The organism is Methylobacterium sp. J-030, from assembly GCF_022829545.1.
Classification (GTDB): Bacteria; Pseudomonadota; Alphaproteobacteria; order Rhizobiales; family Beijerinckiaceae; genus Methylobacterium.
The window spans coordinates 1-24,083 of record NZ_JAKSYM010000270.1 but is presented as its reverse complement, the minus strand read 5'-3'; the positions used below and the strand labels follow the sequence as shown (position 1 = coordinate 24,083).

General features: G+C 71.2%; 25 protein-coding genes and 2 pseudogenes. 12 read left to right on the top strand and 15 right to left on the bottom strand.

Annotation, left to right across the window (positions count from 1 at the left end):
- Positions 1-9 precede the first annotated feature (9 nt).
- From flgG to flgH, 3 genes are read left to right on the top strand one after another with little or no spacing between them, the layout of a single operon-like run.
- Positions 10-801, top strand: coding sequence for a flagellar basal-body rod protein FlgG (gene flgG, locus MKK75_RS19845; RefSeq protein WP_244044238.1), 792 nt, complete (start codon positions 10-12; stop codon positions 799-801).
- Positions 802-824: 23 nt separating this feature from the next.
- The gene (gene flgA, locus MKK75_RS19840; RefSeq protein WP_244044237.1) at positions 825-1,958 is read left to right on the top strand and encodes a flagellar basal body P-ring formation chaperone FlgA; all 1,134 of its coding nucleotides are present in this window, start codon (positions 825-827) and stop codon (positions 1,956-1,958) included.
- 33 nt (positions 1,959-1,991) lie between these two features.
- Positions 1,992-2,741 (top strand): flagellar basal body L-ring protein FlgH, encoded by a 750-nt coding sequence (gene flgH, locus MKK75_RS19835; protein ID WP_244044236.1) that lies wholly within the window; start codon positions 1,992-1,994, stop codon positions 2,739-2,741.
- Between the two features lie 76 nt (positions 2,742-2,817).
- Here the strand turns inward: flgH and MKK75_RS19830 are convergent, their stop codons facing one another.
- The 6 genes from MKK75_RS19830 to MKK75_RS19805 form a co-directional block, all read right to left on the bottom strand.
- Complete coding sequence (locus MKK75_RS19830; protein WP_244044235.1) at positions 2,818-3,216, bottom strand: type II toxin-antitoxin system VapC family toxin; 399 nt, start codon at positions 3,214-3,216, stop codon at positions 2,818-2,820.
- Positions 3,213-3,488, bottom strand: coding sequence for an AbrB/MazE/SpoVT family DNA-binding domain-containing protein (locus MKK75_RS19825; RefSeq protein WP_244044234.1), 276 nt, complete (start codon positions 3,486-3,488; stop codon positions 3,213-3,215). The genes MKK75_RS19830 and MKK75_RS19825 overlap by 4 nt, the downstream gene beginning before the upstream one ends.
- A gap of 126 nt (positions 3,489-3,614) precedes the next feature.
- Positions 3,615-4,919, bottom strand: coding sequence for a Gfo/Idh/MocA family protein (locus tag MKK75_RS19820; protein WP_244044233.1), 1,305 nt, complete (start codon positions 4,917-4,919; stop codon positions 3,615-3,617).
- 118 nt (positions 4,920-5,037) lie between these two features.
- Positions 5,038-5,796, bottom strand: a complete 759-nt coding sequence (locus MKK75_RS19815) for a phosphatase PAP2 family protein (RefSeq protein WP_244044232.1) — start codon at positions 5,794-5,796, stop codon at positions 5,038-5,040.
- Between the two features lie 31 nt (positions 5,797-5,827).
- A complete protein-coding gene (locus MKK75_RS19810; RefSeq protein ID WP_244044231.1) occupies positions 5,828-6,346 on the bottom strand; it encodes a 2'-5' RNA ligase family protein in 519 nt (172 codons plus the stop codon).
- Positions 6,347-6,371: 25 nt separating this feature from the next.
- Entirely contained in the window at positions 6,372-7,493 is a 1,122-nt protein-coding gene (locus tag MKK75_RS19805; RefSeq protein ID WP_244044230.1) for an SPL family radical SAM protein, read from the bottom strand.
- A gap of 73 nt (positions 7,494-7,566) precedes the next feature.
- Between MKK75_RS19805 and MKK75_RS19800 the strand changes: the two genes are divergently transcribed.
- The gene (locus MKK75_RS19800; RefSeq protein ID WP_244044229.1) at positions 7,567-8,529 is read left to right on the top strand and encodes an alginate O-acetyltransferase AlgX-related protein; all 963 of its coding nucleotides are present in this window, start codon (positions 7,567-7,569) and stop codon (positions 8,527-8,529) included.
- On the opposite strand, the gene MKK75_RS19795 is transcribed toward MKK75_RS19800, so the two are convergent.
- Positions 8,523-8,747, bottom strand: coding sequence for a hypothetical protein (locus tag MKK75_RS19795; RefSeq protein ID WP_244044228.1), 225 nt, complete (start codon positions 8,745-8,747; stop codon positions 8,523-8,525). The genes MKK75_RS19800 and MKK75_RS19795 overlap by 7 nt on opposite strands.
- Positions 8,748-8,988: 241 nt before the next feature.
- Between MKK75_RS19795 and MKK75_RS19790 the strand changes: the two genes are divergently transcribed.
- The 6 genes from MKK75_RS19790 to MKK75_RS19765 all read left to right on the top strand — a co-directional run bounded on the left by MKK75_RS19790 (position 8,989) and on the right by MKK75_RS19765 (position 13,267).
- Positions 8,989-9,966 carry a glutathione S-transferase family protein gene (locus tag MKK75_RS19790; RefSeq protein WP_244044227.1) on the top strand — a complete coding sequence of 326 codons (978 nt, stop codon included), beginning with the start codon at positions 8,989-8,991 and terminating at the stop codon, positions 9,964-9,966.
- Between the two features lie 181 nt (positions 9,967-10,147).
- On the top strand, positions 10,148-10,615 hold the full coding sequence (locus MKK75_RS19785; RefSeq protein WP_244044226.1) for a hypothetical protein: 468 nt from the start codon (positions 10,148-10,150) through the stop codon (positions 10,613-10,615).
- A gap of 84 nt (positions 10,616-10,699) precedes the next feature.
- Entirely contained in the window at positions 10,700-11,614 is a 915-nt protein-coding gene (gene trxA / locus MKK75_RS19780) for a thioredoxin (protein WP_244044225.1), read from the top strand.
- 49 nt (positions 11,615-11,663) lie between these two features.
- On the top strand, positions 11,664-12,329 hold the full coding sequence (locus MKK75_RS19775; protein WP_244044224.1) for an LON peptidase substrate-binding domain-containing protein: 666 nt from the start codon (positions 11,664-11,666) through the stop codon (positions 12,327-12,329).
- 12 nt (positions 12,330-12,341) lie between these two features.
- Positions 12,342-12,548, top strand: a complete 207-nt coding sequence (locus tag MKK75_RS19770; protein ID WP_244044223.1) for a Trm112 family protein — start codon at positions 12,342-12,344, stop codon at positions 12,546-12,548.
- 329 nt (positions 12,549-12,877) lie between these two features.
- The gene (locus MKK75_RS19765; protein WP_244044222.1) at positions 12,878-13,267 is read left to right on the top strand and encodes a hypothetical protein; all 390 of its coding nucleotides are present in this window, start codon (positions 12,878-12,880) and stop codon (positions 13,265-13,267) included.
- Positions 13,268-13,273: 6 nt separating this feature from the next.
- Here MKK75_RS19765 and MKK75_RS19760 read toward each other — a convergent pair whose 3' ends face one another.
- The 7 genes and pseudogenes from MKK75_RS19760 to MKK75_RS19730 all read right to left on the bottom strand — a co-directional run bounded on the left by MKK75_RS19760 (position 13,274) and on the right by MKK75_RS19730 (position 20,521).
- On the bottom strand, positions 13,274-13,636 hold the full coding sequence (locus MKK75_RS19760; protein WP_091719129.1) for an STAS/SEC14 domain-containing protein: 363 nt from the start codon (positions 13,634-13,636) through the stop codon (positions 13,274-13,276).
- 78 nt (positions 13,637-13,714) lie between these two features.
- Entirely contained in the window at positions 13,715-15,907 is a 2,193-nt protein-coding gene (locus MKK75_RS19755; protein ID WP_244044221.1) for a primosomal protein N', read from the bottom strand.
- Positions 15,908-15,949: 42 nt separating this feature from the next.
- Positions 15,950-17,117: pseudogene (locus tag MKK75_RS19750) on the bottom strand (MFS transporter).
- A 53-nt stretch (positions 17,118-17,170) separates the two neighbouring features.
- Positions 17,171-17,428 carry a hypothetical protein gene (locus tag MKK75_RS19745; protein ID WP_244044220.1) on the bottom strand — a complete coding sequence of 86 codons (258 nt, stop codon included), beginning with the start codon at positions 17,426-17,428 and terminating at the stop codon, positions 17,171-17,173.
- A gap of 150 nt (positions 17,429-17,578) precedes the next feature.
- Complete coding sequence (locus MKK75_RS19740) at positions 17,579-18,691, bottom strand: alpha/beta hydrolase (RefSeq protein ID WP_244044219.1); 1,113 nt, start codon at positions 18,689-18,691, stop codon at positions 17,579-17,581.
- Between the two features lie 125 nt (positions 18,692-18,816).
- Positions 18,817-20,100: an App1 family protein gene (locus tag MKK75_RS19735; protein WP_244044265.1), complete on the bottom strand. Its 1,284-nt coding sequence runs from the start codon at positions 20,098-20,100 to the stop codon at positions 18,817-18,819.
- 22 nt (positions 20,101-20,122) lie between these two features.
- Positions 20,123-20,521: a DUF3775 domain-containing protein gene (locus MKK75_RS19730; protein ID WP_244044218.1), complete on the bottom strand. Its 399-nt coding sequence runs from the start codon at positions 20,519-20,521 to the stop codon at positions 20,123-20,125.
- 192 nt (positions 20,522-20,713) lie between these two features.
- Here MKK75_RS19730 and MKK75_RS19725 point away from each other — a divergent pair, with 192 nt between their 5' ends.
- Positions 20,714-22,288 carry a hypothetical protein gene (locus MKK75_RS19725; RefSeq protein ID WP_244044217.1) on the top strand — a complete coding sequence of 525 codons (1,575 nt, stop codon included), beginning with the start codon at positions 20,714-20,716 and terminating at the stop codon, positions 22,286-22,288.
- 59 nt (positions 22,289-22,347) lie between these two features.
- Positions 22,348-23,673: an HlyC/CorC family transporter gene (locus MKK75_RS19720; protein WP_244044216.1), complete on the top strand. Its 1,326-nt coding sequence runs from the start codon at positions 22,348-22,350 to the stop codon at positions 23,671-23,673.
- A gap of 108 nt (positions 23,674-23,781) precedes the next feature.
- On the opposite strand, the pseudogene MKK75_RS19715 reads toward MKK75_RS19720, so the two are convergent.
- A pseudogene (locus tag MKK75_RS19715) lies at positions 23,782-24,083 on the bottom strand (hypothetical protein); the annotation flags it as partial.

Genomic DNA, 24,083 nt, shown 5'->3' with positions numbered 1-24,083 from the left:
GTTCCAGCGATGCGCGCCCTCTACTCGGCCGCCACCGGCATGGCGGCTCAGGAGCTGAACGTCCAGGTCATCTCCAACAACATCGCGAACCTGCGGACCACCGGCTACAAGCGCCAGCAGGTGCATTTTCAGGATCTGCTCTACCAGAACCTGCGCCGGGCCGGTTCCTCGACCTCCGAGCAGAACACGCAGCTCCCCGCGGGGCTGGCGATCGGCTCGGGCGTGAAGACGACCTCGACCGCCCGGGTGATGTCACAGGGCACGCTGACCTCGACCGAGAAGGATTACGACGTCGCGATCCGCGGCGAGGGTTTCTTCCGGGTGACGATGCCGGACGGGCGCACCGGCTACACGCGGGACGGCTCCTTCGACCTCTCGGCCTCGGGCCAGCTCGTCACCCGCGACGGCTACCTGCTCGATCCGGCCATCACCGTGCCGCAGACCGCGACCTCGGTGACGATCAGCGCCACCGGCTCCGTTCAGGCGACGCTGCCGGGACAGACGGCGCCCCAGGCGCTCGGCCAGTTCCAGCTCTCGCGCTTCATCAACAAGGTCGGCCTCGAATCGATCGGCGACAACCTGTTCGTGGAGACCGCCGCCTCCGGGCCGGCGATCAGCGCGCTGCCGGGATCCGAGGGCTTCGGCAATCTCCAGCAGAGCTACCTGGAGGAGGCCAACGTGAACGCCGTTACCGAGATCTCGTCGCTGATCGCGGCGCAGCGCGCCTACGAGATGAACTCGAAGGTCGTCACCGCCGCCGACCAGATGCTCTCCACCGCCTCGCAGATGTTCCGCAGCTAAGCGCGCCGCCGAGATTTCCGACGATGTATGCCAACCCGCACCACGACACCGCCTTCGAGGCCGCCGTCCTGCCGCTCGTCAGCACGGCACCGGACGAGAGCGACCTCAGCCCGATCGTCCGCCGGCGCCGGCCGCGGGTCTCGCCCCTCGGCATGGCGGTGGTGCTCCGCACGATGCTGGCCGTGCTGGCCTTCGCGGCGCTCGGCGCGCTGGCAATCCCCGCCATGGCGCGGGCGGACGGCCTGCGCCTGCGCGGCGACGTGACCGCCCGCGGCGACGTGCTGACGCTGGCCGACCTCGTGGAGGGGGCGCCGGCCGGCCTTGCCGGGCGGCCGCTGTTCCGCGCCCCGCCGCTGGGCGCCACCGGGACGATCCAGAGCCGCCGCATCGTCGATGCGGCCGCGGCGCTCGGCCTCACCAGCCTCGAGACCGGCGGCCGGATGCAGATCGCCGTCCAGCGCGCCGCCCGCCGCATCGGCCCGCCGGAGATCGAGGCCGCGCTCAAGCACGGCCTGGAGAGCGGCTACGGCCTCGCCCCGGTCAACGTATCGATCCGGTTCGACGGCGAGGGCCCGACCCTGCTGGCCCCGGCCGACCTTCAAGGACAGGCCACGGCCCTCGACCTGACCTACGATCCGCGCTCCCACCGGGTCGCGGGCCTCGTCAGCATCGGCGAGCGGCAGGCCTCGCTGCGCGTCTCCGGCGTGGTCCTCGAGATGCGCGACGTGGCGGTGCTCACCCGGTCCCTCGACCGCGGCGAAGCCGTGAAGGACAGCGATTACGCCCTGGAGCGCCGGCCGCGCGATTCGGTCCCGAGCGACGCGCAGGCGAGCGCTGCCGTCGCGGGCGAGGTCGCCCAGCACGCGCTGGCGGCCGGCACGGTGCTGCGGATCAGCGACACGGCGCCGCCCGAACTCGTCGTCCGCGGCGAGAGCGTGACCATCGTGTACGAGACGCCGAGCGTCAGCCTGGCGATGCGCGGCCTCGCCAACCAGGGCGGGCGCCTGGGCGCCGTGGTCAACGTCGTCAACACGGCCTCCCAGAAGGTCCTGCAGGCGACCGTGATCGGCCCCGGCCGGGTCTCGGTGGGCCCCGGCCCCGCGCCCCAGCAACAGGCGTCCACGACCCCGCTCCAGGCGACCGCGTCCCTACGCTGATCGCCGATGCCGCCCGTGTTCAAGAGTACCCCGATGCCCCATCGCACCGCCCTGAAGCCGCTCGTCGCCGCGCTGATCGCGGCCACGCTCGGCGCTTGCAACACCGCGGACCGGCTGTCGCAGGTCGGTGCCACGCCTGCGCTGTCGGCGATCGAGGATCCGACCACCCAGCCCGGCTACAAGCCGGTGCGGATGCCGATGCCCGATGTGCAGCCGGTCTCCTACGCGCCGAACTCGCTGTGGCGGACCGGCTCGCGTGCCTTCTTCAAGGACCAGCGCGCCGCCCGGCTCGGCGACATCCTGACGGTGAAGGTCAACGTCACCGATCAGGCCAACATCAGCAACGAGACCAAGCGGACCCGGGCCAACACCGAGAGCTTCGGCCTGCCGAACGCCCTGGGGCTGGAGAACAACGCGGTGGGCAAATCCTTCGGCGTCGGCAGCACGGCGCTGCTGTCGGCCACCTCGGCGACCTCCAACGACGGCGTCGGCTCGGTCCAGCGCGCCGAGACGGTGACGACGAACGTCGCCGCGGTGGTCACCCAGGTGCTGCCCAACGGCAACCTCGTGGTCGAGGGCAAGCAGGAGATCCGGGTGAATTTCGAGATCCGCGAGATGGTGGTGGCCGGCGTGGTCCGGCCGGAGGACATCGAATCCGACAACACGATCGACTCGGCCAAGATCGCCCAGGCCCGCATCGCCTATGGCGGCCGCGGCCAGATCACCGACGTGCAGCAGCCGCGCTACGGCCAGCAGATCGTGGATATCCTGCTGCCGTTCTGAGACGAAGCGGTTCCGTGGTTGTGATACGACGCACGCCCCGTTCTGGAAGCGATGCCCAGAACGAGGCGCGCCGCGCTCAACCGAGCAGCTGAGCGCAATAGCCTCGCCGGGTGAGAAGCTTTACGGCCTTCCTGTCGAACGACACAAAGGTCACACCTCCGAGCCACATGCCGTCGTAAGCGACGATTCCATCGGCGAAATCTCCGCCAGCGTCGAGAAGTTCGAGGCCTGCTTCCACCGCGGGCCGGTTCAGCACCACATTCGATGTCTTCATGAACAGCCGGATCGCAGCGGCAATCTCGGCCCGCGGCGCGTCGTAGGTCCGCTCCATCACCCAGGCAAGTTCGCACAATACGTGGACACTGATCGCGACCGCCTCCGCCGCTCTCAACGTCTCGATCGCCAAGCGCTGCTGCGCCTCGTCCCCGGGGACTACGACGCGCAGCAGCACGTTCGTATCGACGCTGATCCTCATCCCTTGATCGAGCCGGCCTCAACCGCGGCGGCGGCCGCTTCCGAAACAGCCTCGTTCAAGTCTTCGATCGAGAACTGCTGACCATTCGTCTTGCCGGCGAAAAAGTTCTGCAGCTCGTCCCACGAGCCCTGAGTCTGTTCCGCCATCAGTTCAGCCCGGCCATTCGGCAATAGATTGAGCCGGATCTTGTCGCCGGGCCGAATGCCCAAATGGTCCAGCACGTCGCTCTGGAACGTAACCTGACCCTGCCCGGTGACCGTCAACATCGTCATGGTGAGCCTCCATGTCGGCGCTGATCATACAGCATCGCCTCATCTCCGACACAGGTGATGCGCTCATCCCCATCCCAGGGACTCGGCGACGCTGACCGTATCCGCCCGGCCAGCTCGCGAGCACCTTCAGCCCGCCTCCTCCGGCTCCGGCCCCCGCGTCACGTCGAGCCCGGTTCCGGCGCCGTCCGGCGGTCCCACCTTCACCGGCACCCCCGTCCGGGCGGCTTCGTAGATCGCCTCCATCAGCACCTGGTCCTGGAGACCCTCCTCGCCGGGGGTGCGTGGGCGCAGATTCTCCTGAACGCACCGGGAGAAGTGGTCCATCTCCAGGGCGAACTGGTTCTTCGGGCTCAGGATGCGCTCGTCCCGGGCTGCGTTCTTGCCGTCGCGGTGGCCCACGAACAGCCGCTGCCCCTGGTAGGCGAAGGCGTTCTGCAGATCGATCGACCCGTTGCTCGTGTGCAGGGTCAGGCTGCGCGCCTCGTAGACGCCGTAGCTGGACAGGCACTGCGCGATCACCCCGGAGGGGAAACGCAGCGTGAAGCTCACCGTCTCCTCGACCTCGCGGTACTTCGGATCGTCGGGCGGCGAATGGATCTGGGCCTGGATCAGGTCCGGCTCCTCGCCGAGCAGGGCGCGGGTCGTGTTGAGGCAGTAGAGGCCGATATCCGGCAACGAGCCGCCGCCGGCCAGCGCCTTGCGCAGGCGCCACTGCTCCGGCAGGCCGGTGGTCTGGCCGTTGAAGGCCTGGATCAGCTTCGGCTTGCCGAACTCTCCTGTGCGGGCGAGCTTGAAGACCGCCCGGTTGTGCGGCTCGTACTGGCAGCGATAAGCGATCATCAGCTTGACGCTGGCCTTCGCGCAGGCCGCGATCATGTCGCGGCATTCCTGCGAGGAGACCGCCATCGGCTTCTCGCAGAGCACCTGCTTCCCGGCCGCAGCCGCAGCCACGACGTTGTCGCGATGCACGCCGTTCGGCGTCACCACGTAGACCGCGTGGACGTCCGGGTTGGCCTTCAGCCGGTCCCATTCGTCGTAGCCGTAGACCGCGTCCTCGGGCAGGCCGTACTGGCGGGCCACGAGCTTGGCCTTGTCGGGCGAGCCCGACATCACCGCCGCGAGCCGCGAGCGCTTGGCCTCGCCGAAGGCCGGCAGGATCTCGTCGAGGCTCAGCCGCCCGAGGCCGACGATGCAGTAGCCGACCCGCTGGCCGGGGGGCTGCGGAGCGGGGGTCGGCGCAGGCGGACGGTCGCCCGCGCCCCGCCAGTTCGGGAACAACACCCGGCCGCCCTGGACCGCGCCGGTATCGGCCGGGACCATGGGCGCCGGCGGGGCCGCCTGGGCGCCGTTGCCGCCGATCGCCGCGCCCGCCAGGGCGCTGCCGGCCGCCAGGAGGGTGCGCCGAGAGAGTCGAGAATCGTCGTCCGCCATGGGCCTCGCCGCGTCGCTGATCGGAAGGGCAGCGCCGTCCTTGAGGAGGGATCGGCGCCGTCCACAGGTGGAACGCCGTCGGGCATCAGGCTGTTTCCGGCTCCGCGCCGACGCATCGTCACGCCGGGGGCGGCGGGTCGGGGGCCTCGACCTCGCCGCGGCGCTGCAATTGAAGGGCGACGAACCAGCACAGGCAGGCCCAGGCGGCACCGATGCACCAGCCGGCCAGCACGTCGCTCGGCCAGTGGACGCCAAGATAGATCCGGCTGATCCCGACGAGCAGCGTCAGGCTCACGCCGAGCCCGATCACCAGGGCCTTCGCGCGGCGGTGCCGCTCCACCCGCGCCACCAGGGTCGCCAGCGTCAGGTAGGCGATGGCCGACATGGTGGCGTGGCCGCTGGGAAAGCTCGCGGTGAACACCTCCATGCCGTGCGGGACGAGGTCCGGCCGCGGCCGCTGGTAGAACAGCTTCAGCACCGTGGAGACCAGTTCGCCGCTCCCCACCGCGGCGAGCACGTAGAGGCCGATCCGCTGCCGGCCCGCGGCCGCCAGATAGGCCGCCACCGCGCAGGTCAGGAACAGGACCGTGAAGACGCTGCCGAGGCCGGTGATGTCGCGCATCGTCTCCTCGAGCCAGGGCGGCCCGATCGGGTCGGCGAGGTCGGCCGGGTTGCGCAAGGCGAGCAGGATCCGGCGGTCGAGGGCGGCGGTCGAGCCCTCGCCGACCTCGTGGGCGAGGTAGAAGAAGCCGTAGCCCAGGATGCTGAGGCCGAGGAGCGCCACGAGGGGCCCGACCTCGTTGAGGCGCAGCCGCAGCCAGACTGCCGTGGCGGGCTCGATCAGGCGGTTGTGCCGCAGGCTGCCGGGCGCCCTCACGGCGTGATTACCGGGCGCGGGGCGGGCGCCATCAGGCGTTCTCACCGAAGGGCAGGCGGGCCACAGCCTCCCACGGCCCCCTGAGATAGCGCCAGAGCAGCGTCGCCGGAGCCGTGAAGCGGAACGGTGCGAAGCCGGCCTGAAGATCGGCGTGGAGCGCCCGCGCCGTACCGGGGTCGACCTTGTTCTGCACCGTCACGTGCGGGCGCCAACCCTGCCGGTCCTGCGCGGTGAGATGCGGCCCGAATTCCTTCGCGAGGCGGCTGCGGAAGCCCGCCAGGGCCTCGGACTCGAGGGCGTAGGCGACGCCGCGGCCGGTGAAGCGGACGCCCGTTACGGCGACCTCCGGGGGCGGGAGCGCCCGGGCGAGTGCCGTGATGGCCTCTATGACGCCGCGCTCCCGGTCCCCGGGCAGGTGGTGGAACAGCGTGGCGTGGGCCGGGATCAAGTTCAGCGCTTCGGGAAAGAACCGGCGCCGCTCGCCGTCGAAGCGCGCGAAGGTCGGCTCGTCGAAGGCCAGAGTCAGGATCAGGGGGGCAGCGTCTTGCATCGGGCCGAGATGGCGCCGGCGGCCCTCAGGTCCAGTACAGCACCCGCGCCGCCGGTAGGTCGCGGGCGAGGCAGGCGGTCAGATGGCCGCGCATCGCCTGCATCAGCGGCTTCGGGAAGACGTGCTTCACCGTGCCGAACTTGGTGCGCTTTTCCACGCGCTCGGCCTCGTCGAGGGGCAGGTCCGAGCCCGGATACCAGCCGCGCAGCACCGCCTTCGAGCCGGGGGTGAAGCGGTGGGTGATGAGTTCCGCGGTGAGGTCGAGGTCCGGCACACCGGCCAGCGCATCGGCGGCGTCGCGGATCAGCCCGGTATAGGCCGCCTCCCAATCCGGCACCGGCAGGATCGGCGCGATCGTCAGCCCCACCGGGTACCCCGCCCGCGCCATCTGGCCCAGCGCCCAGAGCCGCGCGTCGAGGGTGTCGGTGCCGCCCTCGTAGCGGGCCGCCGGACGGGCGTTGACCGAGAACCGGATACGCGTGCGCCGGTTGTGCGGCAGATCGAGGAGCGGCGCGACGGCGGCGAACTTCGTGGTGAAGCGCAGCTGCACCGGCGCGTCCCAGGCCCCGAAATGCCGGATCGCCGCCGAGAGCGAGCCGGTGAGGTGCTCGATGCCGAGCGGATCGGTGTAGCAGGAGGCCTCGAAGGTGGTGCCCTCCTGCGCCCGCTCGGCCGAGGCCGAGGTCACCGCGCCGTGCCCGGCATAGGCTTCCAGATTGCCCAGGATCGCGTCGAGATTGGCGTAGGCGCGGGTCACCGGCGGCCCCTGGAGCGAACCCGCGAGGTAGCAGTACTGGCAATGGGCCGGGCAGCCCTCGGCGAGGTCGAAGCGCCAGTCGGCCGAGGGCGGGATCGGCTGGAGCCGCAGCTTCGTCGGCGGCGCGACCGTGAGGGCGAGGGTCGCCTTGGCGGCCACGTAGGCGCGGCGCGGGTCCGGCTCGCGCGGGCTCGGCAGGCGGTTGGCCGTCAGGCGCTCGACGGCCAAGCCCAGCGCCTCGGCGCGCGCCAGCATCGCCCGGCCATGGGCGTGCTCCAGCGCCGCCGGTGTCACCAGCACCCGGCGCGGGCGCCACAGGCGGGACGGGCGTGGCGTTGCGACCGGCGCTTCGACAGGATGGTCTAGGGCCAGGGCGGGGGCGGGCGGCATACCGGTCGAACGCACCACTGCCCGGGACGGGTCCGGCCTAGTCGGCCGGTCCCGGTGCGGCTAAAGCACCGCCATGTCTGCAGGCAGGGAGAGCGTTCATGTCGGCCGCGACGGCTGGTTGTTTCTCACCGGGGGCACGAACCGCGTCCTCGACCGCTATCGCGGCGGCCTGCGGCACTGGCTGCTGCTGCGGAGCTGGGCGCGGCTGATCCGGGCCCGCGCCCGGCGCGCGGAGCGCCTCGGCATCCGCTGCCTCCACGTGGTCGTGCCGGAGAAGCTGTCGGTCTACGACGACCGGACCGACGGCCTGCGCTACGCCCCCACCCGGGCCTCGACCCGGCGCCTCGCCAGACGCCTCGCGCGCCACCCCGCCTATCTCGATCTCCTCGCTCCCCTTCGGGCCGCCCGGAACGGGCCGGTGCCGCTCTACCTGCGCACCGACACCCACTGGACCGTCCATGGCTGTCTGCTGGCCTATCGCGAGATCATGCGCGTGCTCGGCACCATTCCCCCCGCCGATATCGGGGCGCGCCCGCGGGTGGAGTCGGACGAGCTCATGGATCTCGGCGAGAAGCTCCGCGAGCGGCCGCGCGAGCGCATCGAGCGGTTCATGCTGCAGCGCGATTCACGCCGGGTCGAGACCGGCCCGCTGCTCGCCGCCTACGAGGCGGAGGGGCGCGACCGGGAGGTGCATGTCGGCGCCCACGTCGTCTACCGGAACGACTCGCCGACGGCCGATCCGCGCCGCCTCGTCCTGTTCGGCGATTCCTGTGCGCATTTCGACCCGTTCATGCTGACCGGGCTCCTCGCGGAAAGCTTCAGCGAGGTTCACTTCGTCTGGTCGTCGGGCCTCGATTGGCCCTACATCGAGCGCGTGCGCCCGGACATTCTGCTGTTCGAGGTGGCCGAGCGGTTCCTGGCACGCCTGCCGAAAGACGATTTCGACGTGACGGTCGCAGGCCAGCGCGGGACGGGCGGACGGCTCGCGCAGATCCGGCGGGGAGGCCTGACGCCGCGGCCGGCCGCCGATCAGTAGATCGCCGTGTCCAGGTGGGTGAAATCGTTGATGCCGGCTGCTTGGTACTTGGCGAAGGATTCCGGCGCGCAGGCGATGCCGATCATGAGGACGAGGAGGGTGGCGAGGCAGGCCAGCGTCGCCGTGACCACGTCGGCGTGGCGTCTCAGCGTGTGGATCAGCAGGCATCCGAACGTGAACAGGGCCGCCTCGGCGACGGGCACCAGCGCGAACGACATCACTCTTCCTCCATACACGTCGCGAACGGCCGGTCGGGCCACGACCGGCTGCAGGGACAGATGCCGGATTTTGCTGCACTGCAACAGAAGCGCAGGCGCAAGCCTGCCTTGCGCCGACATCGCAGGCCGACGGGAACCCGCAGCGCGCCGGGCGATGCGCATCCGATGTCTTCCCGCGCGCGCCGCGAGACCCATCTGGGCGTAGGATCGCCCGGGACGGGTGCGGCGACGGGATACGACGATGGGCCTCCTGGTAGACGGCGTCTGGCGCGACCAGTGGTACGACACCGCCGCCACGGGCGGCCGCTTTGAGCGGAAGGCCTCGCGCTTCCGCGACTGGGTGACCGCGGATGGAGCACCGGGGCCATCGGGGGCGGGCGGCTTTCCGGCCGAGCCGGGCCGCTACCACCTCTACGTCTCGCTGGCCTGTCCCTGGGCCCACCGGACCCTGATCGGCCGCGCCCTGAAGGGGCTGGAGGCGGCGATCGGCGTCTCGGTGGTCGATCCTCATATGGGCGCGGAGGGCTGGGTGTTCGGCGACACGCCGGGCGCGACGCCGGACCTGATCCACGGCGCCCGGCGCCTATACGAGGTCTATCTGGCGGCGGAGCCGACCTATACCGGCCGCGTGACGGTGCCGGTGCTTTGGGACCGGCAGCGCGCCACGATCGTGTCGAACGAATCCGCCGAGATCCTTAGGATGCTGAACGGTGCCTTCGGGGGTACCGGTCCCGACCTCTATCCCGCGGATCTGCGTGACGACATCGACGCGCTGAACGCGCGCATCTACGACCGGGTGAACAACGGCGTCTACAAGGCGGGTTTCGCGACCGCGCAGGCGGCCTACGCCGAAGCCTTCGAGGCCCTGTTCGCGGAACTCGATACCCTGGAGGCACGCCTCGACCGCGGCCGCTACCTCTGCGGCGCAAGGCTGACCGAGGCGGATGTCCGTCTGTTCACCACGCTCATACGGTTCGATGCGGTCTATGTCGGCCACTTCAAGTGCAACAGGCGCCGGATCGCGGACTACCCGAACCTGTCGAACTACCTGCGCGACCTCTACGCGCTCCCCGGCGTCGCGCCGACCGTGAACCTCACGCACATCAAGCGGCACTATTACGAGAGCCACCCGACCATCAATCCCACCGGGATCGTGCCGCTCGGGCCGGAACTCGATTTTTCCGCGCCCAACGACCGGGCCCTGCGATTCGCGGCGTAGCGCGCTGCGGCACCCATCGCGTCCTTCGACAACCCCAGGGCCCGCGGCGATGCGGCCGCCTCGGACGAGGGGAGCATGGCGCCGGATCCGCGATTTGACGCGCTGGCTTGAGCCGAACCGGTATCCCCTTCGGCAGGGAGCGCTCTAGTTCGGCCTTCAACCGGAGGATGCCCGACACGCCATGACGAATCGTCTGCGCCTTGCGCTGTTCTGCGCCCTCGTCAGCCTGCCCGCCTCCGCGCACGCCCAGGCGGCCCTGCGCCTGGAGGGGACCTGCGAGAAGCTCGTGATCGGCACGCAGGATCTGAGCGCCACCTGCAGCGACGTCCTGACCAACGCGGTGAGCCGCAACCGCACCAGCTTCGACTTCACCACCGCGGACGGCCAGACGCTCAGCTTCAGCGGCAACGGGGCCCAGCAGGAGGCCACGGAGGAGACCGACCCGCTGCAGCCGATCAACGTCGTGACCATCGGCAAGGACGCGGCCCCGACGCTGGCGATCGGTGCCTGCCGCTTTTCCACACCGGAACCGGGGCGCACGGCGATCTCCTGCGAGGCGAGCGCGGCGGACGGACGCCCCTTCGCGGGGACCTTCGTGACGGCCGCCAAAGCCGCCGCGGGAGCGCCGGCCGCCGCACCGGCTCGCTGAGGGCGGACGCGGATCCGGACTGGTCAGACGGCCTCGGAAGCCCCATTTAACAGCCTCCAGCAAAAAGGTTCCAAAGCCAGACCGATGCTCAATGACAGCCTCGCCGGAGGCGCCCCCCCGGCCGTCGATACCGGCTCCCTGATCAAGGACACGACCACCGCGAGTTTCCGTCAGGACGTGCTCGCCGAGTCGATGCATCGGCCGGTCCTGGTCGATTTCTGGGCGCCCTGGTGCGGGCCCTGCAAGCAGCTCACGCCGGTGCTGGAGAAGGTCGTCACGGAGGCCGCGGGCGCCGTCGCCCTGGTGAAGATGAACATCGACGAGCATCCCTCGATCGCGGGCCAGCTCGGCATCCAGTCGATTCCGGCCGTGATCGTCTTCCAGAAGGGCCAGCCGGTCGACGGCTTCATGGGTGCGGTGCCGGAGAGCCAGATCAAGGAATTGATCGGGCGCGTCGCCGGGCCGGTTCAGGATCCGGTCGAGGCCGCGCTCGCGGATGCCGCCGCCCTGATCGAGGAGGGCGACCTCGCGGGCGCCTCCGAGATCTACGCGGCGGTGCTGGAGCAGCAGCCCGACAACGTCCCGGCGCTGGCGGGCCTCGCCAAGATGCAACTCGATGCCGGGGAGATCGAGAACGCCAAGCGGGTGCTGGCGATGGTGCCGGAGGCGAAAGCCAACGACCCGGCGCTCGCCGGCATCCGCGCCGCCCTGGACCTCGCCGAGCAGGCCGCCTCGCTCGGCGATCTCGCAGGCCTGCAGAGGGCGGTGGAGGCCGATCCGGACGCCCATCAGGCCCGGTTCGACCTCGCCCTGGGTCTGGCCGCCCGGGGCGAGCGCGGGCAGGCGGTCGATCACCTGATCGAGCTGCGCAAGCGCGATAAGGACTGGAACGACGACGGGGCGCGCAAGCAGCTCCTGCAATTCTTCGAGGCCTGGGGCGTGATGGATCCCGAAACGATCCGCGGGCGACGCAAGCTCTCGACGCTGCTCTTCTCGTGAGGCGCCGGCTCGCGCTCCGGCCCACCCGTCCGTCCCTTTGGGAGGCGCCATGAGCACCCATGCGAGCTACAAGGGCCCGGCGGATTGCCCCGCGGTGATCCCGGTCTTTCCCCTGTCGGGCGCGCTGCTGCTGCCGCGGGGGCAGATGCCGCTCAACATCTTCGAGCCGCGCTACCTGGCGATGGTCGATGATGCGATGCGCACCGACCGGATCATCGGAATGATCCAGCCCGATCCGGAGAGCGCGGGGGGCATGAACCCCAAGCTCTACCGTGTCGGCTGCGCCGGCCGGATTACCCAGTATGCCGAGGCCGGCGACGGCCGCTACCTCATCTCGCTCACCGGGATCAGCCGCTTCCGGGTCGAGAGCGAACTGGCCTCCGCCAGCCTCTACCGGCGCTGCCACGTCTCCTACGACGGCTTCGCGGTGGACTTCGCGCCGCGGGCGGGCGAGGAGCATGTCGACCGCGCGGGCGTGCTGAAGGCGTTGCGCGACTTCGTGGAGTCGAACGACCTCAAGGTGGATTGGGCGGGGATCGACGAGGCGCCCGACGAGGCGCTGGTCAACGCCCTGTGCATGATGAGCCCGTTCGGCGTCCGCGAGAAGCAGGCGATGTTGGAGGCCCCCGACCTGAAGACCCGGGCGGAAATCCTGATCGCCGTCACACAGATGGAGTTGGTTCGCGGCGCTGGCCCCGAATCGACGATGCAATAGGTTTCGAGCGCGATGAGCAACGAGTTGACGGCCCCCGTCGAGGCGACCCGGGTGGATCCGAAGCTTCTGGAGATCCTGGTCTGCCCGCTCACCAAGGGCACGCTGGACTACGACGCCGCCCGCCAGGAGCTGATCAGCCGGTCCGCCAAGCTCGCCTACCCGATCCGCGACGGCATCCCGATCATGCTGCCCGAAGAGGCGCGGCCGCTGGTCGATTGAGGGCGCGCCTGCGACGGGTTGCTCACCGCATCTCTCCCGCCCCCTTCTGCGGGGAAGGGGGATGCGCGGCGCCAGCGCGGCCCCAATCCGAAATTCTTCGAGTCCTGAGCGGAAACAAAGCCTCGCCGTCCGGACACGTACGGCCAAGCATACGAGGTTCCCGGGTCGACGATCCAGCGGAAAGAGGCTATCAGAATTGATCTCGCCGGCCATAGCTGCCGGCCATACACTTGCCGCGTCACGCGTTCAGCGTGGAGTCATCATCGATCGACGATTCTGCTCCGTGTGTCGCCCGGCGCGGCACCCGAACCGCTGAAAGACGATTCCACATGATGAAGTCCGTCGCCTTCGCGGCCCTCGCCGCCGGCCTCGCCCTGCCGATCTGTGCCGCCGCATCCACGGAACCCGGCACGCATAACGGGACGTGGTCTGTGGAGCTGGTGACCGAGAGCGGCCTGTGCAACGCCCGCTACAGCTACGCCCTGGCCATCCGGGAGGGGCAGGTGCAGCTCGTCTCCGGAGGCGCCGGCGTCCGAGTGAACGGCCATGTCGGGCCCGACGGCCTCGTGGGGCTCAACGTCAGCAACGGTGCGGCCACCGGCACGGGGACGGGCCGGCTCCAGGCCGGGACCGGCGCCGGCACCTGGAAGGTATCGTCGCTCTGCTCCGGCCGCTGGACCGCGCGGCGCAGCGATACCCGCACCGCGCAGGCCGAGTAAGCCCGCTCAGGCCGCCGCGGCGAGCCAGTTGCGCGCGTCCTCGAGGCGGGCGCGCTCGAACACCTTGATCTGGGTCGGCGAGACGAAGTTGAAGGTCTCGGCGAGCGCCTTCAGCCAGGGCGCGTCCGTGACCAGGGCGACGTGGCTGATGCTCTTCATCATCGAGATGCCGAAGCGCGGATCCTTGAAGAAGGCCGCCGGCTCCATGCCCTCGAAGGCGCGGATATCCTCGAGCAGCTTGATCTTGCCGCCCTTGTCGAGGTCGGCCTTCATGGCGGTCATCGCCGCGTTCATCTCCTCGTCGGTGATCTTCCCGTCGACCACGATCTCGGCGACGTTGGAATCCGGCGTCTTGGTGTAGGTCAGCACTGATCGCTCCTCCGGGAATCGCCCGCGTCCCGCCGCCGGTCTCCGGCGAAGGGTCCGCGGCCCGTGTAGACGAGTCTCCTACAAAAAGCTCTGCGGGTCGACATCGATCGCGACCCGGACGTTGCCGCGCACCTTCGGACCCCGGGCGAGCCAGGCCCGCAGGTAGCCCTGGAGATCGACGTTGCGCTCGGTCTTCACCAGCAGCCGGAACCGGTAGCGCCCCCGTATGAGGGCGAGCGGCGCCTCGGCGGGGCCCAGCACCATCACGCCGTTGGGCGGATCGGCGGCGCGGGCGAGGGCCTGCCCGTGCGCCTCCGCGACCGCGCGGTCGCTCGCCGAGACGATCAGCGCCGCGAGCCGGCCAAAGGGCGGCAGGCCCGCCGCCTCGCGGGCCTGGATTTCCTCTGCGTAGAACCGCTCGGCATCCCCCGACAGCAGCGCCGCGATCACGGGATGGTCCGGCTGATAGGTCTGGACCAGGGCGCGGCCGGCCTTCTCGCCGCGTCCCGCCCGGCCGGTGACCTGCTGGAGAAGCTGGAAGGTACGCTCCGCGGCCCGGGGGTCGCCCGAGGTCAGGCCGATATCGGCGTCGAGCACGCCGACCAGCGTCAGGAACGGGAAGTTATGGCCCTTGGCCACGAGCTGCGTGCCGATCACGACGTCGCACTCCCCGGCCGCCACCGCCTCGAGCTCCTGCCGCAGGCGCTCGGCCCCACCGGGGAAATCGCTCGATAGAACGACGATGCGCCGGCCCGGAAACACCTCGGCCGCCTCCTCGGCGATCCGCTCGACGCCGGGGCCGCAGGCGGTGAGGTTGTCGAAGGTGCCGCACTCGGTGCAGGCCTCCGGCCGCCGCTCGGCGTAGCCGCACTGGTGGCAGACCAGCGCCCGGCGGAAGCGGTGCTCCACCAGCCAGGTCGAGCAGTTCTTGCACTGGTAGCGGTGGCCGCAGGCCCGGCACAGGGTCAGCGGCGCGTAGCCCCGCCGGTTGAGGAACAGCAGCGCCTGCTCGCCGCGCTCCAGCGTGTGCTTGACCGCATTGACCAGCGGCGGGCTGAGGAAGCGCCCGCGCTCGGGCTGGTCCCGGCGCATGTCGATCGCCGCGATGTCGGGCATCCGCCGGCCGCCGAAACGCTCGGGCAGGAGCACGTGCCGGTAGCGCCCGCGGGCGGCGTTCACCCGGGTCTCGATCGCCGGCGTCGCCGAGGTCAGCACCACCGGGCAGCCTTCGAGGCGCCCGCGCACCACCGCCATGTCGCGGGCGTGGTAGTGGACGCCGTCCTCCTGCTTGTAGGCGGTCTCGTGCTCCTCATCGACCACGATCAGGCCGAGGCGCGCGAAGGGCAGGAACAGGGCCGAGCGGGCGCCGACCACCACCAGCGCCTCGCCCTCGGCCACGGCCACCCGCAGGCGCTCGCGCCGCTTGCCGCCGATCCCCGAATGCCAGGCGGCCGGCCGCACCCCGAAGCGCGCCGCGAACCGGTCGAGGAACTGCGCCGTCAGGGCGATCTCCGGCATCAGGATCAGCGCCTGGAGCCCCGCCCGGATGCAGGCCGCCACCGCCTCGAAATAGACTTCGGTCTTGCCCGAGCCGGTCACGCCCTCCAGCAGGACCGGCCTCAAATCCGCGGGTTCGGCGTCGCCGGACGGCCGGTGCCACGGGAAACCCTCCAGGAGTTCGGCGACGGCCTCCCCTTGAGCGGGGGAGAGCGGCGTGCGCGGACAGTCGGGATCGGGCCGCGGGGCGACCGGCTCGGGCTCGACCGCCACGGTCTCCAGGGCGCCGTCGTCGATCAGCCCGTCCACCACCGAGAGGGAGACGCCGGCCTCCTTGGCGAGGGCGCTCTTGCCGCGCAGGACACCGTCGGCGGCGGCGTCCAGAACTTTGGTGCGGGCGGGCGTCGGCCGGGCCGGCGGCTTGCCGGAGATGCGGACCGCGACCCGGATGGTCTCGGCGGCGTTGGCCTCGTCGGGCAGGCGCAGCACCATGGCGAGCGCCGACCCCTTCGGCGCCAGCGTGTAGCGGGCGATCCAGTCGACGAGGCTGCGCAGCGGCTCCGACAGGGGCGGGTAGGGCAGGCGGCCCGTCACCGGCCGCAGGTTGGAGCCGCCCGCGGTCTCGGCGAGCCCCCAGACGACGCCGACGATCTCGCGCGGACCCAGCGGCACCTGGACCACGTCGCCCGTCGCGAGATCCAGCCCGGCCGGCACCCCATAGCTGTAGGGCGTGTCGAGGGCGAGCGGGATCAGGATCTCGGCGACAGACGGCATCAGGGCGTTTCGGCGGCTCCGTTCCGGGTCCGTACCACAGCTTCAGCGCGTCCGCAGGCCCGGCACCAGGGGCAGCGCGGCGAGGCTCAGGGCTGCCATCGCCCAGAAGGCCTCCGCCCCGAAGGCGCCGTAGAGCCAGCCTGAGGCGAGCGTCGCGAACACCCCGGACAGGCCCAAGCCGAGGGTTCCGTAGAGGGCGAGCGCGGTGGTACGCAGGTTCGGCGGGGCGATCTCCTCGATCAGGCCGAGGCAGGCGAGGTGCAGGAGCGCGAAGCTCAACCCGTGCAGCGCCTCGACGGCGGCGAGCCAGGGCACCGCGACGGTGGCGCCCAGCACCGCCCAGCGTAGCGACCCCCGCGCAGGCGGCCACCGCGATGCCGGCCGGGAGCCCGATCCGTCCCAGCACGGGCGGTCCGACGAGCAGGAACACGAGGACTTCGGCCGAGACCGACACCGACCAGAGCAGGCCCGCGATCCCGGCCGAGATCCCGGCGGAGCGCCACAGGATCATGGCGAACCCGTCATGCATGGCGTGCGCCCCGATCACCAGGGCGGCGGCCAGCACCGTGCGACGGAAGCGCGGGAGCGCCGCGAGCGCGGCGAACCCGCCCCAGGGCGGTTCGGCGGCCGCGGATCCGGCCCGGTCGGACGGTAACGCGAGGGCGGCGGCGGAGGCGGCGAGGAACAGGGCGCCGCTGGCCCACAGCGCCGCGGCAAGGCCGAGGGACGCGATCAGCCAGCCCGCCGCCGCGGTCGCGGCGATGAAGGCCGCCGAGCCGGCGCCGCGGACCCAGCCGTACTGGAAGGCCACCCCGCCGCGCGCCGCGGCAAGCGCCAGGGCATCGGCGAGCGGCGCCGGGGCGGCCGTACCCGCTGCGTAGAGGAGGGCCGGACCGATCAGCTGCGCGAAGCCGGTGCCGGGCAGGTGGGCCAGGGCGGCGAGGCCCGTCACGGCGAGGCTCGCCGCCAGGATCGGGCGGGCTGCCTGCCGCCGGTCGGCCCAGGATCCGGCCAGCGGACCGATGACGAGGCGGAGGGCTCCCGCCGCAGCCAGCACTATCCCGATCTCACCGGGATCGAGACCGCGTATCGCCAGAAAGCCCGGCAGGATCGGCGAGAGGACGCCGTAGGCCCCGTAAAGCGTGCCGTAGAGGACGAGGAAACGGACGAGGCCGTTCCTCCACCCTGCGCTGGTCGTGTCTCCCCCCATGGTCGGAGCGTACCACCGCCGGGGGGCCAGGCGTCAGGGCCGATGCGCTCCCCTCAGCAGGGGCGACGGACGGCGTAACGGTAGCGGCGGCCCCTTTCGTCCAGCAATTCGCTGTCCGGCCCCTCCTGCCAGACGACTTCGTCCTCCGGACTCGCCGCATCCGTCAGGGTCGCACCGCGGACGATGTCGAGGCTCAGGCCGAAGCCGTAATTGGTGGCGGTCGCGTCGGTGATCGCGGCCGTGATGTCGGCCTCGTCGGGCAGGCAGGCGAACAGGACGCCGTCGGCGATGGCGAGGGTGTAGGTTTGCACGGTTGGGCTCCAGCGGATTCCACGAGCATGGACCAGCATGCGAGCGACCGAACGTAGGCATCGCGACCGGGATGTGAACCCTCCCGATCGCGATGCTGCAATGCACCATTGCGTGAGGTCCGCGCCGCGCCGACGCCCAAATCCCGTTTGTCAGCGGCCCAGATGGGCGTCGAAGAACTTGGCCATCTCACCGAACGCCTCCGTGGTCTCGGGTGCGTCCGGCGTGAACAGGTACTGGGCATGGGACAGGCCCTCGAACACCTGAAGGGACGCCTCGATCCCGGCGGCGCGCAGCTTCCGATGGGTGCGCACGGTGTTCGACAGGAACAGGTCCCGGGTGCCCGTGATCAGGAGCGCGGGGGGGAGGCCGGTGAAGTCGCCGTAGATCGGCGAGAGCTGCGGGTCCTTCAGGTCGCGGCCGGCGGCGTAGAGCTTGGCGGCGGGCGTGAGGTAGCCGGAATAGCTGACGAGAACGTTGTCGACCCATTCGTTGGTCCGGTAGCTGTCGCCGGTCTCGGTCATGTCGGCCCAGGGTGTGCCGAGGCCAATGGCGGCCGGCAGCGGCAGCCCCTCGGCCTTCGCGCGGAGCATCAGGGCCAGGGTCATGCCGCCCCCGGTCGAGGTGCCGAACACCGCCATGTTCTGGGGCTTCTGCATGGTCTGCATGGCGCGCCAAACCGCGGTCGCATCGTCCATGGCGGCGGGGTAGGGGGCGTCGGGCGGCATCCGGTAATCCACCGAGATGACCTTGAAGCCGCCGAGGCCAGCCATCAGGATCGCCTCCAGCGTGCCGGACTCGCCGGGATTGTAGACGTAGCCGCCCCCGTGGATGTGCAGGAGCAACCGGTTGCGGTTGGCCTCCGGTATCTGCCGGGGCTGGATCACGAAGGCCTTCACGCCGCCGATCACCGCGGCCTGGCTGGTGACGCCGAGTTTCTCGCGCAGGGCCGGGAGGGTGGCGGCCCCGGCGGCGGCGAGCTTATCCACCAGCGCCTTCCAGGCCGCGGCATCCGGCGGGTTCGCATTCCAGGCCGGCACGCGGTAGGGCGCCGCCACGGCCGTGCGGAATTGCGGGCTCACCGTATCCGGCACCGGCACGACCTTGGCCGGAACCGTCCGCGGACCCGGCGCGGCATTGGCCGCTCCGATCTCGGCCTCGAGCTGCGCGAAGGGCCGGTCAGACCCCGCGGCGGGTGCAGCCTGCCCGAAGGCCATGTGGGGGCCGCAGGCGATCAACAGCAGCGCGGACAGGCTCAGGCGCATCTCGGTTCCTCCTGCGGCAGTCCGGTCTGCGAACCCGTCTCGGCGAGTGCCGGCTGCGCATGGACGGAGGATATGGGACGGATCGGTCCGGACCAGCGTTCCGGATGACGTTCGTGGCCGGGCGTTCAGGCACCGAGGCGTGGGAGCGTGGCCGGCGCCTCCGGCTCGACCACCAGGGTCGCCGGCACGGTGTCGTCGCCCGCCAGCGCCTCGGCGATCACCTCCGGCGCGATCGGATCCTTCGCGGCGGGTCCGGCGGGTTCCGGCGTGATCCGGGCGGTCTCCCGGCGGGGCCCGGTCTCGGCGGCAGCGGCATGCTCGTCGGCGACTCGCGCGACGCAATCGGGGGCGATCAGGCCGATCGCGGCCGCGTGCTCCGCCATGGCGACGCTGTCGGCGGCGAGCACCAGGCTGGACCCGGCCCGGGCGACCGCGCCGGCCAGGCGCACGATCTCCTCGATCCGCGCGGCGTCGCGCGACACGTTGCGGATGTAGACCGCCAGCACCCGGCCGGGATTCTCCTCTACGATCTGCGCGTACACCTCCGGATCGTGCTGGCCGCTGTCTCCGATCAGCACGAAGGGCAGGTCCCGGTAGAGGGCGAGCATGTGCCGGATCAGCGCCTGCTTGTGGTCGGTGGCCCGGCGCGGCAGCGGATGCGTCCAGGACAGGCCCCATTCCCGCAGGAACAGCACCGGCCCCGCAGGAATGCCGTGCCGCTGGAAGAACTCCGACAGCATCTCGTAGAGGCCCCAGGGCGCGCGGGAGACATAAAGCATCGGGTTGCCCTCCGCGCCGCCCGCGCCCGCGTGCAGGGCGCGGTACAGGGCGGCGACGCCCGGGAAGGCGACCCGGCTCTCGGCATCTTCCACGAACAGCCGCCAGAGCATCTTCAGCTTGTTGGCGACGCCGGTGCGCATCACCGTGTCGTCGATGTCGCTGACCACGACGCAGCGGCAATGTTCGGGCGGGATGAACACCGCGCCTTCCGCCGGGATCGGCGGATCGTTCTCGAGGACCAGCTCGACCGGATGCCACGCATCGCGGTCCGCGGGGGGTTCGTGCGGGTGAAGGTGCACGCGGAAATAGCCGTCCCGATCGGTCTCGACCCGCACGGCGGCGCCGCCGAACCTCGCGGAGACGCAGGCCCCCGCGACCGTCCGCCGGGCGATACGGCGGCGCAGGTCGCGCCACTGCGCCCGCAGGGAGTCCGGGTCCTCCCCGGGGATGCCGGGGGACTGGCGAAACACCCGCCCGATCAGGAAGATCGCCTCCCGCGAGCCGTAGCCGCGATAGGGCTCGACCACGAGCCCGCCGCGGCCCTTGCCGCCGTGGCCCTGGGCCCGGCGGACCGGCCGGACGAGGACCCGCAGCGCCTTGCCGGCGCCCCTGCGCACGCGGGAGGTCATGCCGGTCGTCATGGGCGGCCGATCAGGCCTGGGGAAGCTCGGGGCTCAGCCCCAGCGCATCCAGGCCCTCTTCCAAGAGATCCCCGGCATCGGGCGAGCCCAGCAGCTCCTTCACGGCGCCGTCGCCGGCCGCCTCGCGCTCCCGGGCGAACCGGACCGCCTCGCCCCATTCCTCCGGCTCCATGTCGCCGCGCCCGATGTAGAGGAGGGCCAGCAGCTCCGCGCGGGCATCGTCGTCGAGCCCGGCAATCATGCCGCGGACCTCTTCCTCCGTCGCATCGTCGGTGCCGGAGATCAGGACGTCCGTGGACCCGTCGTCGATCGGGTTGGAGCCCGAATCCGGATCGGTGTTGCCCTCCTTCACCTCGATGGCCCGCAGCCGCATGACGATGTCGGTGATGGTGTCGACGGCGATATCCATGCGCTGCTCTCCGGACGCTGAGACGATCGGACCCGCGGGGCCCTCAAGCCGCGACAACGGGCGAGCGGGCGCCGGGTTCGCCCCATCCGCAGCGAACGGTGCATGCGTGGTCCGCGCCCCTTCCCGGCCCGATGGCGGTAGGATAGAGCCTGCGGGACTTCCTCGACGACCGGATGAAAACTGGCGATAGACGTGGTTTCTCAGAAGACTGCCCGCCCATCGCCCGCCGATACCGTCGATCTCCGAGTTCAGGATTGTAGGTCCGGGCTTGCAGCCGGGCTGGTCCCGGTCCTCGGCGCCCTGGCGGCTGCTGCGCTGCTTGCTCCGAATCCCGCGGTCGCCCGTTCGGCGGGCTTCGAGGGCAGCGCGCCGAGCTGCTACGTCACCGGCGGCGGGGCCTTGGAGATCTGCCGCGACGGCTCCGAGGCCGAGGGCGTGCTGATCGCGCCCGCGCCCTGCGCCTTCGTGCGCGGCGTGCAGATCCTGAAACTGCCCCGCGCCGAGGCGCCCGGCCCGCTCCAGGTGCTGTTCCAGGGCCAGACCCCGATCGCGTCCCGCCGGGACGAGCCCTGCCCGGAGCGCCGCGCCACGGATAGCCGCGACGGCGGATCCCTGCGCACGGGCCGGACCGTCGAGGCGCTGGTGACCACGCTGCCGCCCTCGGCCGACCGGTTCTCGGTCGACCTGCCCGAGGAACGCGCCCGGTCCCGCGGCTGGTCCGAGCCGGCACCCGCCGCCGAGGGGATCGGCCCGCGCGACCCGATCGCGATCGCCGGCCGCGACTGGGCCGGCGAGGCCTACAGCTACGTGTTCCTGCTGGGCCAGGAGCGCGTGGGCGTGGCCGCCGCCCAGGACGAGGCGCAGCCGCGCCGGCGACGCGGGAGGCAGGCCGAGGCCGATGCCGCCGGACCGGGGCCGGCCGATGTCCGGCGGCGGGTCCAGATCGAGGCCCGGACCCTGGACTTCCAGACCTTCGAGATCCGCACCCGCGCCGCCGACGGCTACGGGCTGGCCTGGACGCCGTTCGAGCCCAAGTCGGGCATGAAGTCCGGCCGCGGGCGGAGCGACCCACCCAATCCCGCGCCGGTGATCGACGAGGCCGGCAAGCCGGTGGCCTCCGCCTGCACGGCGCCCGCCTTCGAGACGCACGGACTGGCCGGCTCGATCAGCATCGTCGATCGGACCTATCACTATGTCTACACGGACGTGATCCCCGAGGATTGCGGCCTCGCCCCGGAGAAGCGCCGCACGGCCCTCTACCTGCGCACCGCGCAGGACCTGTCCGGCCCGAAGGTCTGGTCGGTGGCCAAGAAGCTCGCCGGGCCGCTGCCGCCGGGCAGCCTCGTGCGGGTGGCCCGCGCCAAGGGGATGCAGCGCTGGGCCGTATCCTACACCTGCCAGCGGCCCGCCAACGCGCCGGGCGGGCCGGTCGCCGACATCTGCCTGCAATACACCGCCGACCTGAACCTCGACGGGATCGGCGCCCTCAAGCTGTACGCCGACCCGGTCGAGGCGGGCCGCTCGCCGACCTATCTCGGCCTGCGCTCGGGGGGCGACGGCAGCGGCCGGTACGACCGGAGCGCCCATTTCTGGATGACGGATGCGCAGGGCAACCTCGACACGCCGTCGATCTACCCCAACAAGGCCGGCTTCCTGACCTGGCTCGACCGGCTCGCCCCGACCGCGTCGGGCCGCGACACGTCGAGCCTCTACGGCCGGCCGGTCTACTGGGCGACGTGGACGGTGCGCCGGACCGACGCGCAATAAGCCGCGCAAGCCGCTATATGGGCGGCCGACTCGCCGCATGAGCGTGCTTCTTGGAACCGATGGACGACACCCATATCGATCTGTGGTTCGCCGCGAGCATCGTGGTGATCTCACTCCTCCTCTCGGCCTTCTTCGCGGGGGCCGAGACCGCCTTCACGGCCGCCTCCCGGGCGCGGATGCACGCCCTGGAGCAGGCGGGCGACCCGCGCGCGGCGATCGTCAACCGGATCCTGGCGATCCGCGAACGCTTCATCGGCGCCATGCTGATCGGCTACAACATCGTGGCAATCGGCGCCTCGGCCTTCACCACCAGCGTGCTGACCGCCCTGTTCGGCAAGAGCGGCGTGATCTACGCCACGGTGGGCATGTCGGTGCTGGTCATCGTCTTCGCCGAGGTGCTGCCGAAGACGCTCGCGATCTCGAAGCCCGACCAGGCCGCGCTGATCACCGCCCGCCCGGTCGCCTTCGCGGTGGCCGTCATGGGGCCGCTGGCGCTCGCCATCGAGCAGCTGGTGCGGCTGATGCTGAAGCCCTTCGGCGTGACCATCGGCGAGCACCAGTCGATCCTGACCGCCGCCGAGGAGCTGCGCGGGCAGGTGGCGCTGATGCACCGGGAGGGCGGCGTCGCCAAGGCCGAGCGCGACATGCTGGGCGGCCTCCTCGATCTCTCGGACCTGTCGGTCTCCGACGTGATGGTCCACCGCACCAAGATGCGGGCGATCGACGCCGACCAGCCCTCCGAGGACATCGTGCGGGCGGTGCTGTCCTCGCCCTACACGCGGATGCCCCTGTGGCGCGGCACGCCGGAGAACATCGTCGGCGTGCTCCACGCCAAGGACCTGCTGCGGGCGCTCGACGCCGCGGGGGGCGACGCCTCGGGCCTCAAGGTCGAGGCGCTGGCGCTGGAGACGTGGTTCGTGCCGGGCACGACCTCGCTGCGCGCCCAGCTCAAGGCGTTCCTGACCAAGAAGACCCACTTCGCGCTGGTGGTCGACGAGTACGGCGAGGTGATGGGGCTCGTGACCCTGGAGGACATCCTGGAGGAGATCGTCGGCGAGATCGCCGACGAGCACGACGTGACGGTCACCGGGGTGCGGCTGCAGGGCGACGGCTCGGTCAACGTCGACGGCGGCGTGCCGATCCGCGACCTCAACCGGGCGATGGACTGGAACCTCCCCGACGACGAGGCCACCACGATCGCGGGCCTCGTGATCCACGAGGCGCGGACCATCCCCGACCAGGGCACGGCCTTCAACTTTCACGGCTTCCGGTTCCAGGTTCTGCGCAAGGCCAAGAACCGGATCACGACGCTGCGGATCACGCCCCTGACCGCGACGGCCGTCCAGGCGAGCACGCCCCCGGAGGCCCAGCGCAGCGTGGGGTGAGCACCCTGTCGGGGTTTCGAACGGTCGAGACCTTTCGCGGGTCCAGGGCGGAGCCCTGGCCAAGCTCTCAGGACTCCGCCCTGAGAACCCGCCAAGGGGCTGGGCCCTTTAAACGCATCCGGGATTAACGGTCAGACCTGACGGCGCCATCAATCCCGCAGGACACCGCGGACCGTCTCTCCCCGGCACCGCCTCCAGCCTCTCCGCCCGGATCCAGTCCCGCGTGCGGTCCAGCGCGCGGCCCAGGCGGTCGAACAGGGCGTCGATCTCGGCCGGCGCGATGATCAGGAGCGGGCACACGGCGAGCCGGTGGCCGGCCAGCGCCCGCACGATCAGACCCTCGCCCTGCGCGAAGGCCACACAGCGGGCGGCCACCCCCATCTTCGGGTCGTATTGCCGCTTGCTCGCCT

Excerpts from the sequence above, each read along its gene's own strand:
- flgG (WP_244044238.1), top strand. The coding sequence starts at position 10 with ATGCGCGCCCTCTACTCGGCCGCCACCGGCATGGCGGCTCAGGAGCTG.
- trxA (WP_244044225.1), top strand. The coding sequence starts at position 10,700 with ATGCTCAATGACAGCCTCGCCGGAGGCGCCCCCCCGGCCGTCGATACC.
- MKK75_RS19730 (WP_244044218.1), bottom strand. The coding sequence starts at position 20,521 with ATGGATATCGCCGTCGACACCATCACCGACATCGTCATGCGGCTGCGG.
- MKK75_RS19800 (WP_244044229.1), top strand. The coding sequence starts at position 7,567 with ATGTCTGCAGGCAGGGAGAGCGTTCATGTCGGCCGCGACGGCTGGTTG.
- MKK75_RS19830 (WP_244044235.1), bottom strand. The coding sequence starts at position 3,216 with ATGAGGATCAGCGTCGATACGAACGTGCTGCTGCGCGTCGTAGTCCCC.
- flgA (WP_244044237.1), top strand. The coding sequence starts at position 825 with ATGTATGCCAACCCGCACCACGACACCGCCTTCGAGGCCGCCGTCCTG.
- MKK75_RS19825 (WP_244044234.1), bottom strand. The coding sequence starts at position 3,488 with ATGACGATGTTGACGGTCACCGGGCAGGGTCAGGTTACGTTCCAGAGC.
- MKK75_RS19765 (WP_244044222.1), top strand. The coding sequence starts at position 12,878 with ATGATGAAGTCCGTCGCCTTCGCGGCCCTCGCCGCCGGCCTCGCCCTG.
- MKK75_RS19740 (WP_244044219.1), bottom strand. The coding sequence starts at position 18,691 with ATGCGCCTGAGCCTGTCCGCGCTGCTGTTGATCGCCTGCGGCCCCCAC.
- MKK75_RS19795 (WP_244044228.1), bottom strand. The coding sequence starts at position 8,747 with ATGTCGTTCGCGCTGGTGCCCGTCGCCGAGGCGGCCCTGTTCACGTTC.
- MKK75_RS19735 (WP_244044265.1), bottom strand. The coding sequence starts at position 20,100 with ATGACCTCCCGCGTGCGCAGGGGCGCCGGCAAGGCGCTGCGGGTCCTC.
- MKK75_RS19775 (WP_244044224.1), top strand. The coding sequence starts at position 11,664 with ATGAGCACCCATGCGAGCTACAAGGGCCCGGCGGATTGCCCCGCGGTG.
- MKK75_RS19785 (WP_244044226.1), top strand. The coding sequence starts at position 10,148 with ATGACGAATCGTCTGCGCCTTGCGCTGTTCTGCGCCCTCGTCAGCCTG.
- MKK75_RS19770 (WP_244044223.1), top strand. The coding sequence starts at position 12,342 with ATGAGCAACGAGTTGACGGCCCCCGTCGAGGCGACCCGGGTGGATCCG.
- MKK75_RS19820 (WP_244044233.1), bottom strand. The coding sequence starts at position 4,919 with ATGGCGGACGACGATTCTCGACTCTCTCGGCGCACCCTCCTGGCGGCC.
- flgH (WP_244044236.1), top strand. The coding sequence starts at position 1,992 with ATGCCCCATCGCACCGCCCTGAAGCCGCTCGTCGCCGCGCTGATCGCG.
- MKK75_RS19805 (WP_244044230.1), bottom strand. The coding sequence starts at position 7,493 with ATGCCGCCCGCCCCCGCCCTGGCCCTAGACCATCCTGTCGAAGCGCCG.
- MKK75_RS19810 (WP_244044231.1), bottom strand. The coding sequence starts at position 6,346 with ATGCAAGACGCTGCCCCCCTGATCCTGACTCTGGCCTTCGACGAGCCG.
- MKK75_RS19720 (WP_244044216.1), top strand. The coding sequence starts at position 22,348 with ATGGACGACACCCATATCGATCTGTGGTTCGCCGCGAGCATCGTGGTG.
- MKK75_RS19790 (WP_244044227.1), top strand. The coding sequence starts at position 8,989 with ATGGGCCTCCTGGTAGACGGCGTCTGGCGCGACCAGTGGTACGACACC.
- MKK75_RS19755 (WP_244044221.1), bottom strand. The coding sequence starts at position 15,907 with ATGCCGTCTGTCGCCGAGATCCTGATCCCGCTCGCCCTCGACACGCCC.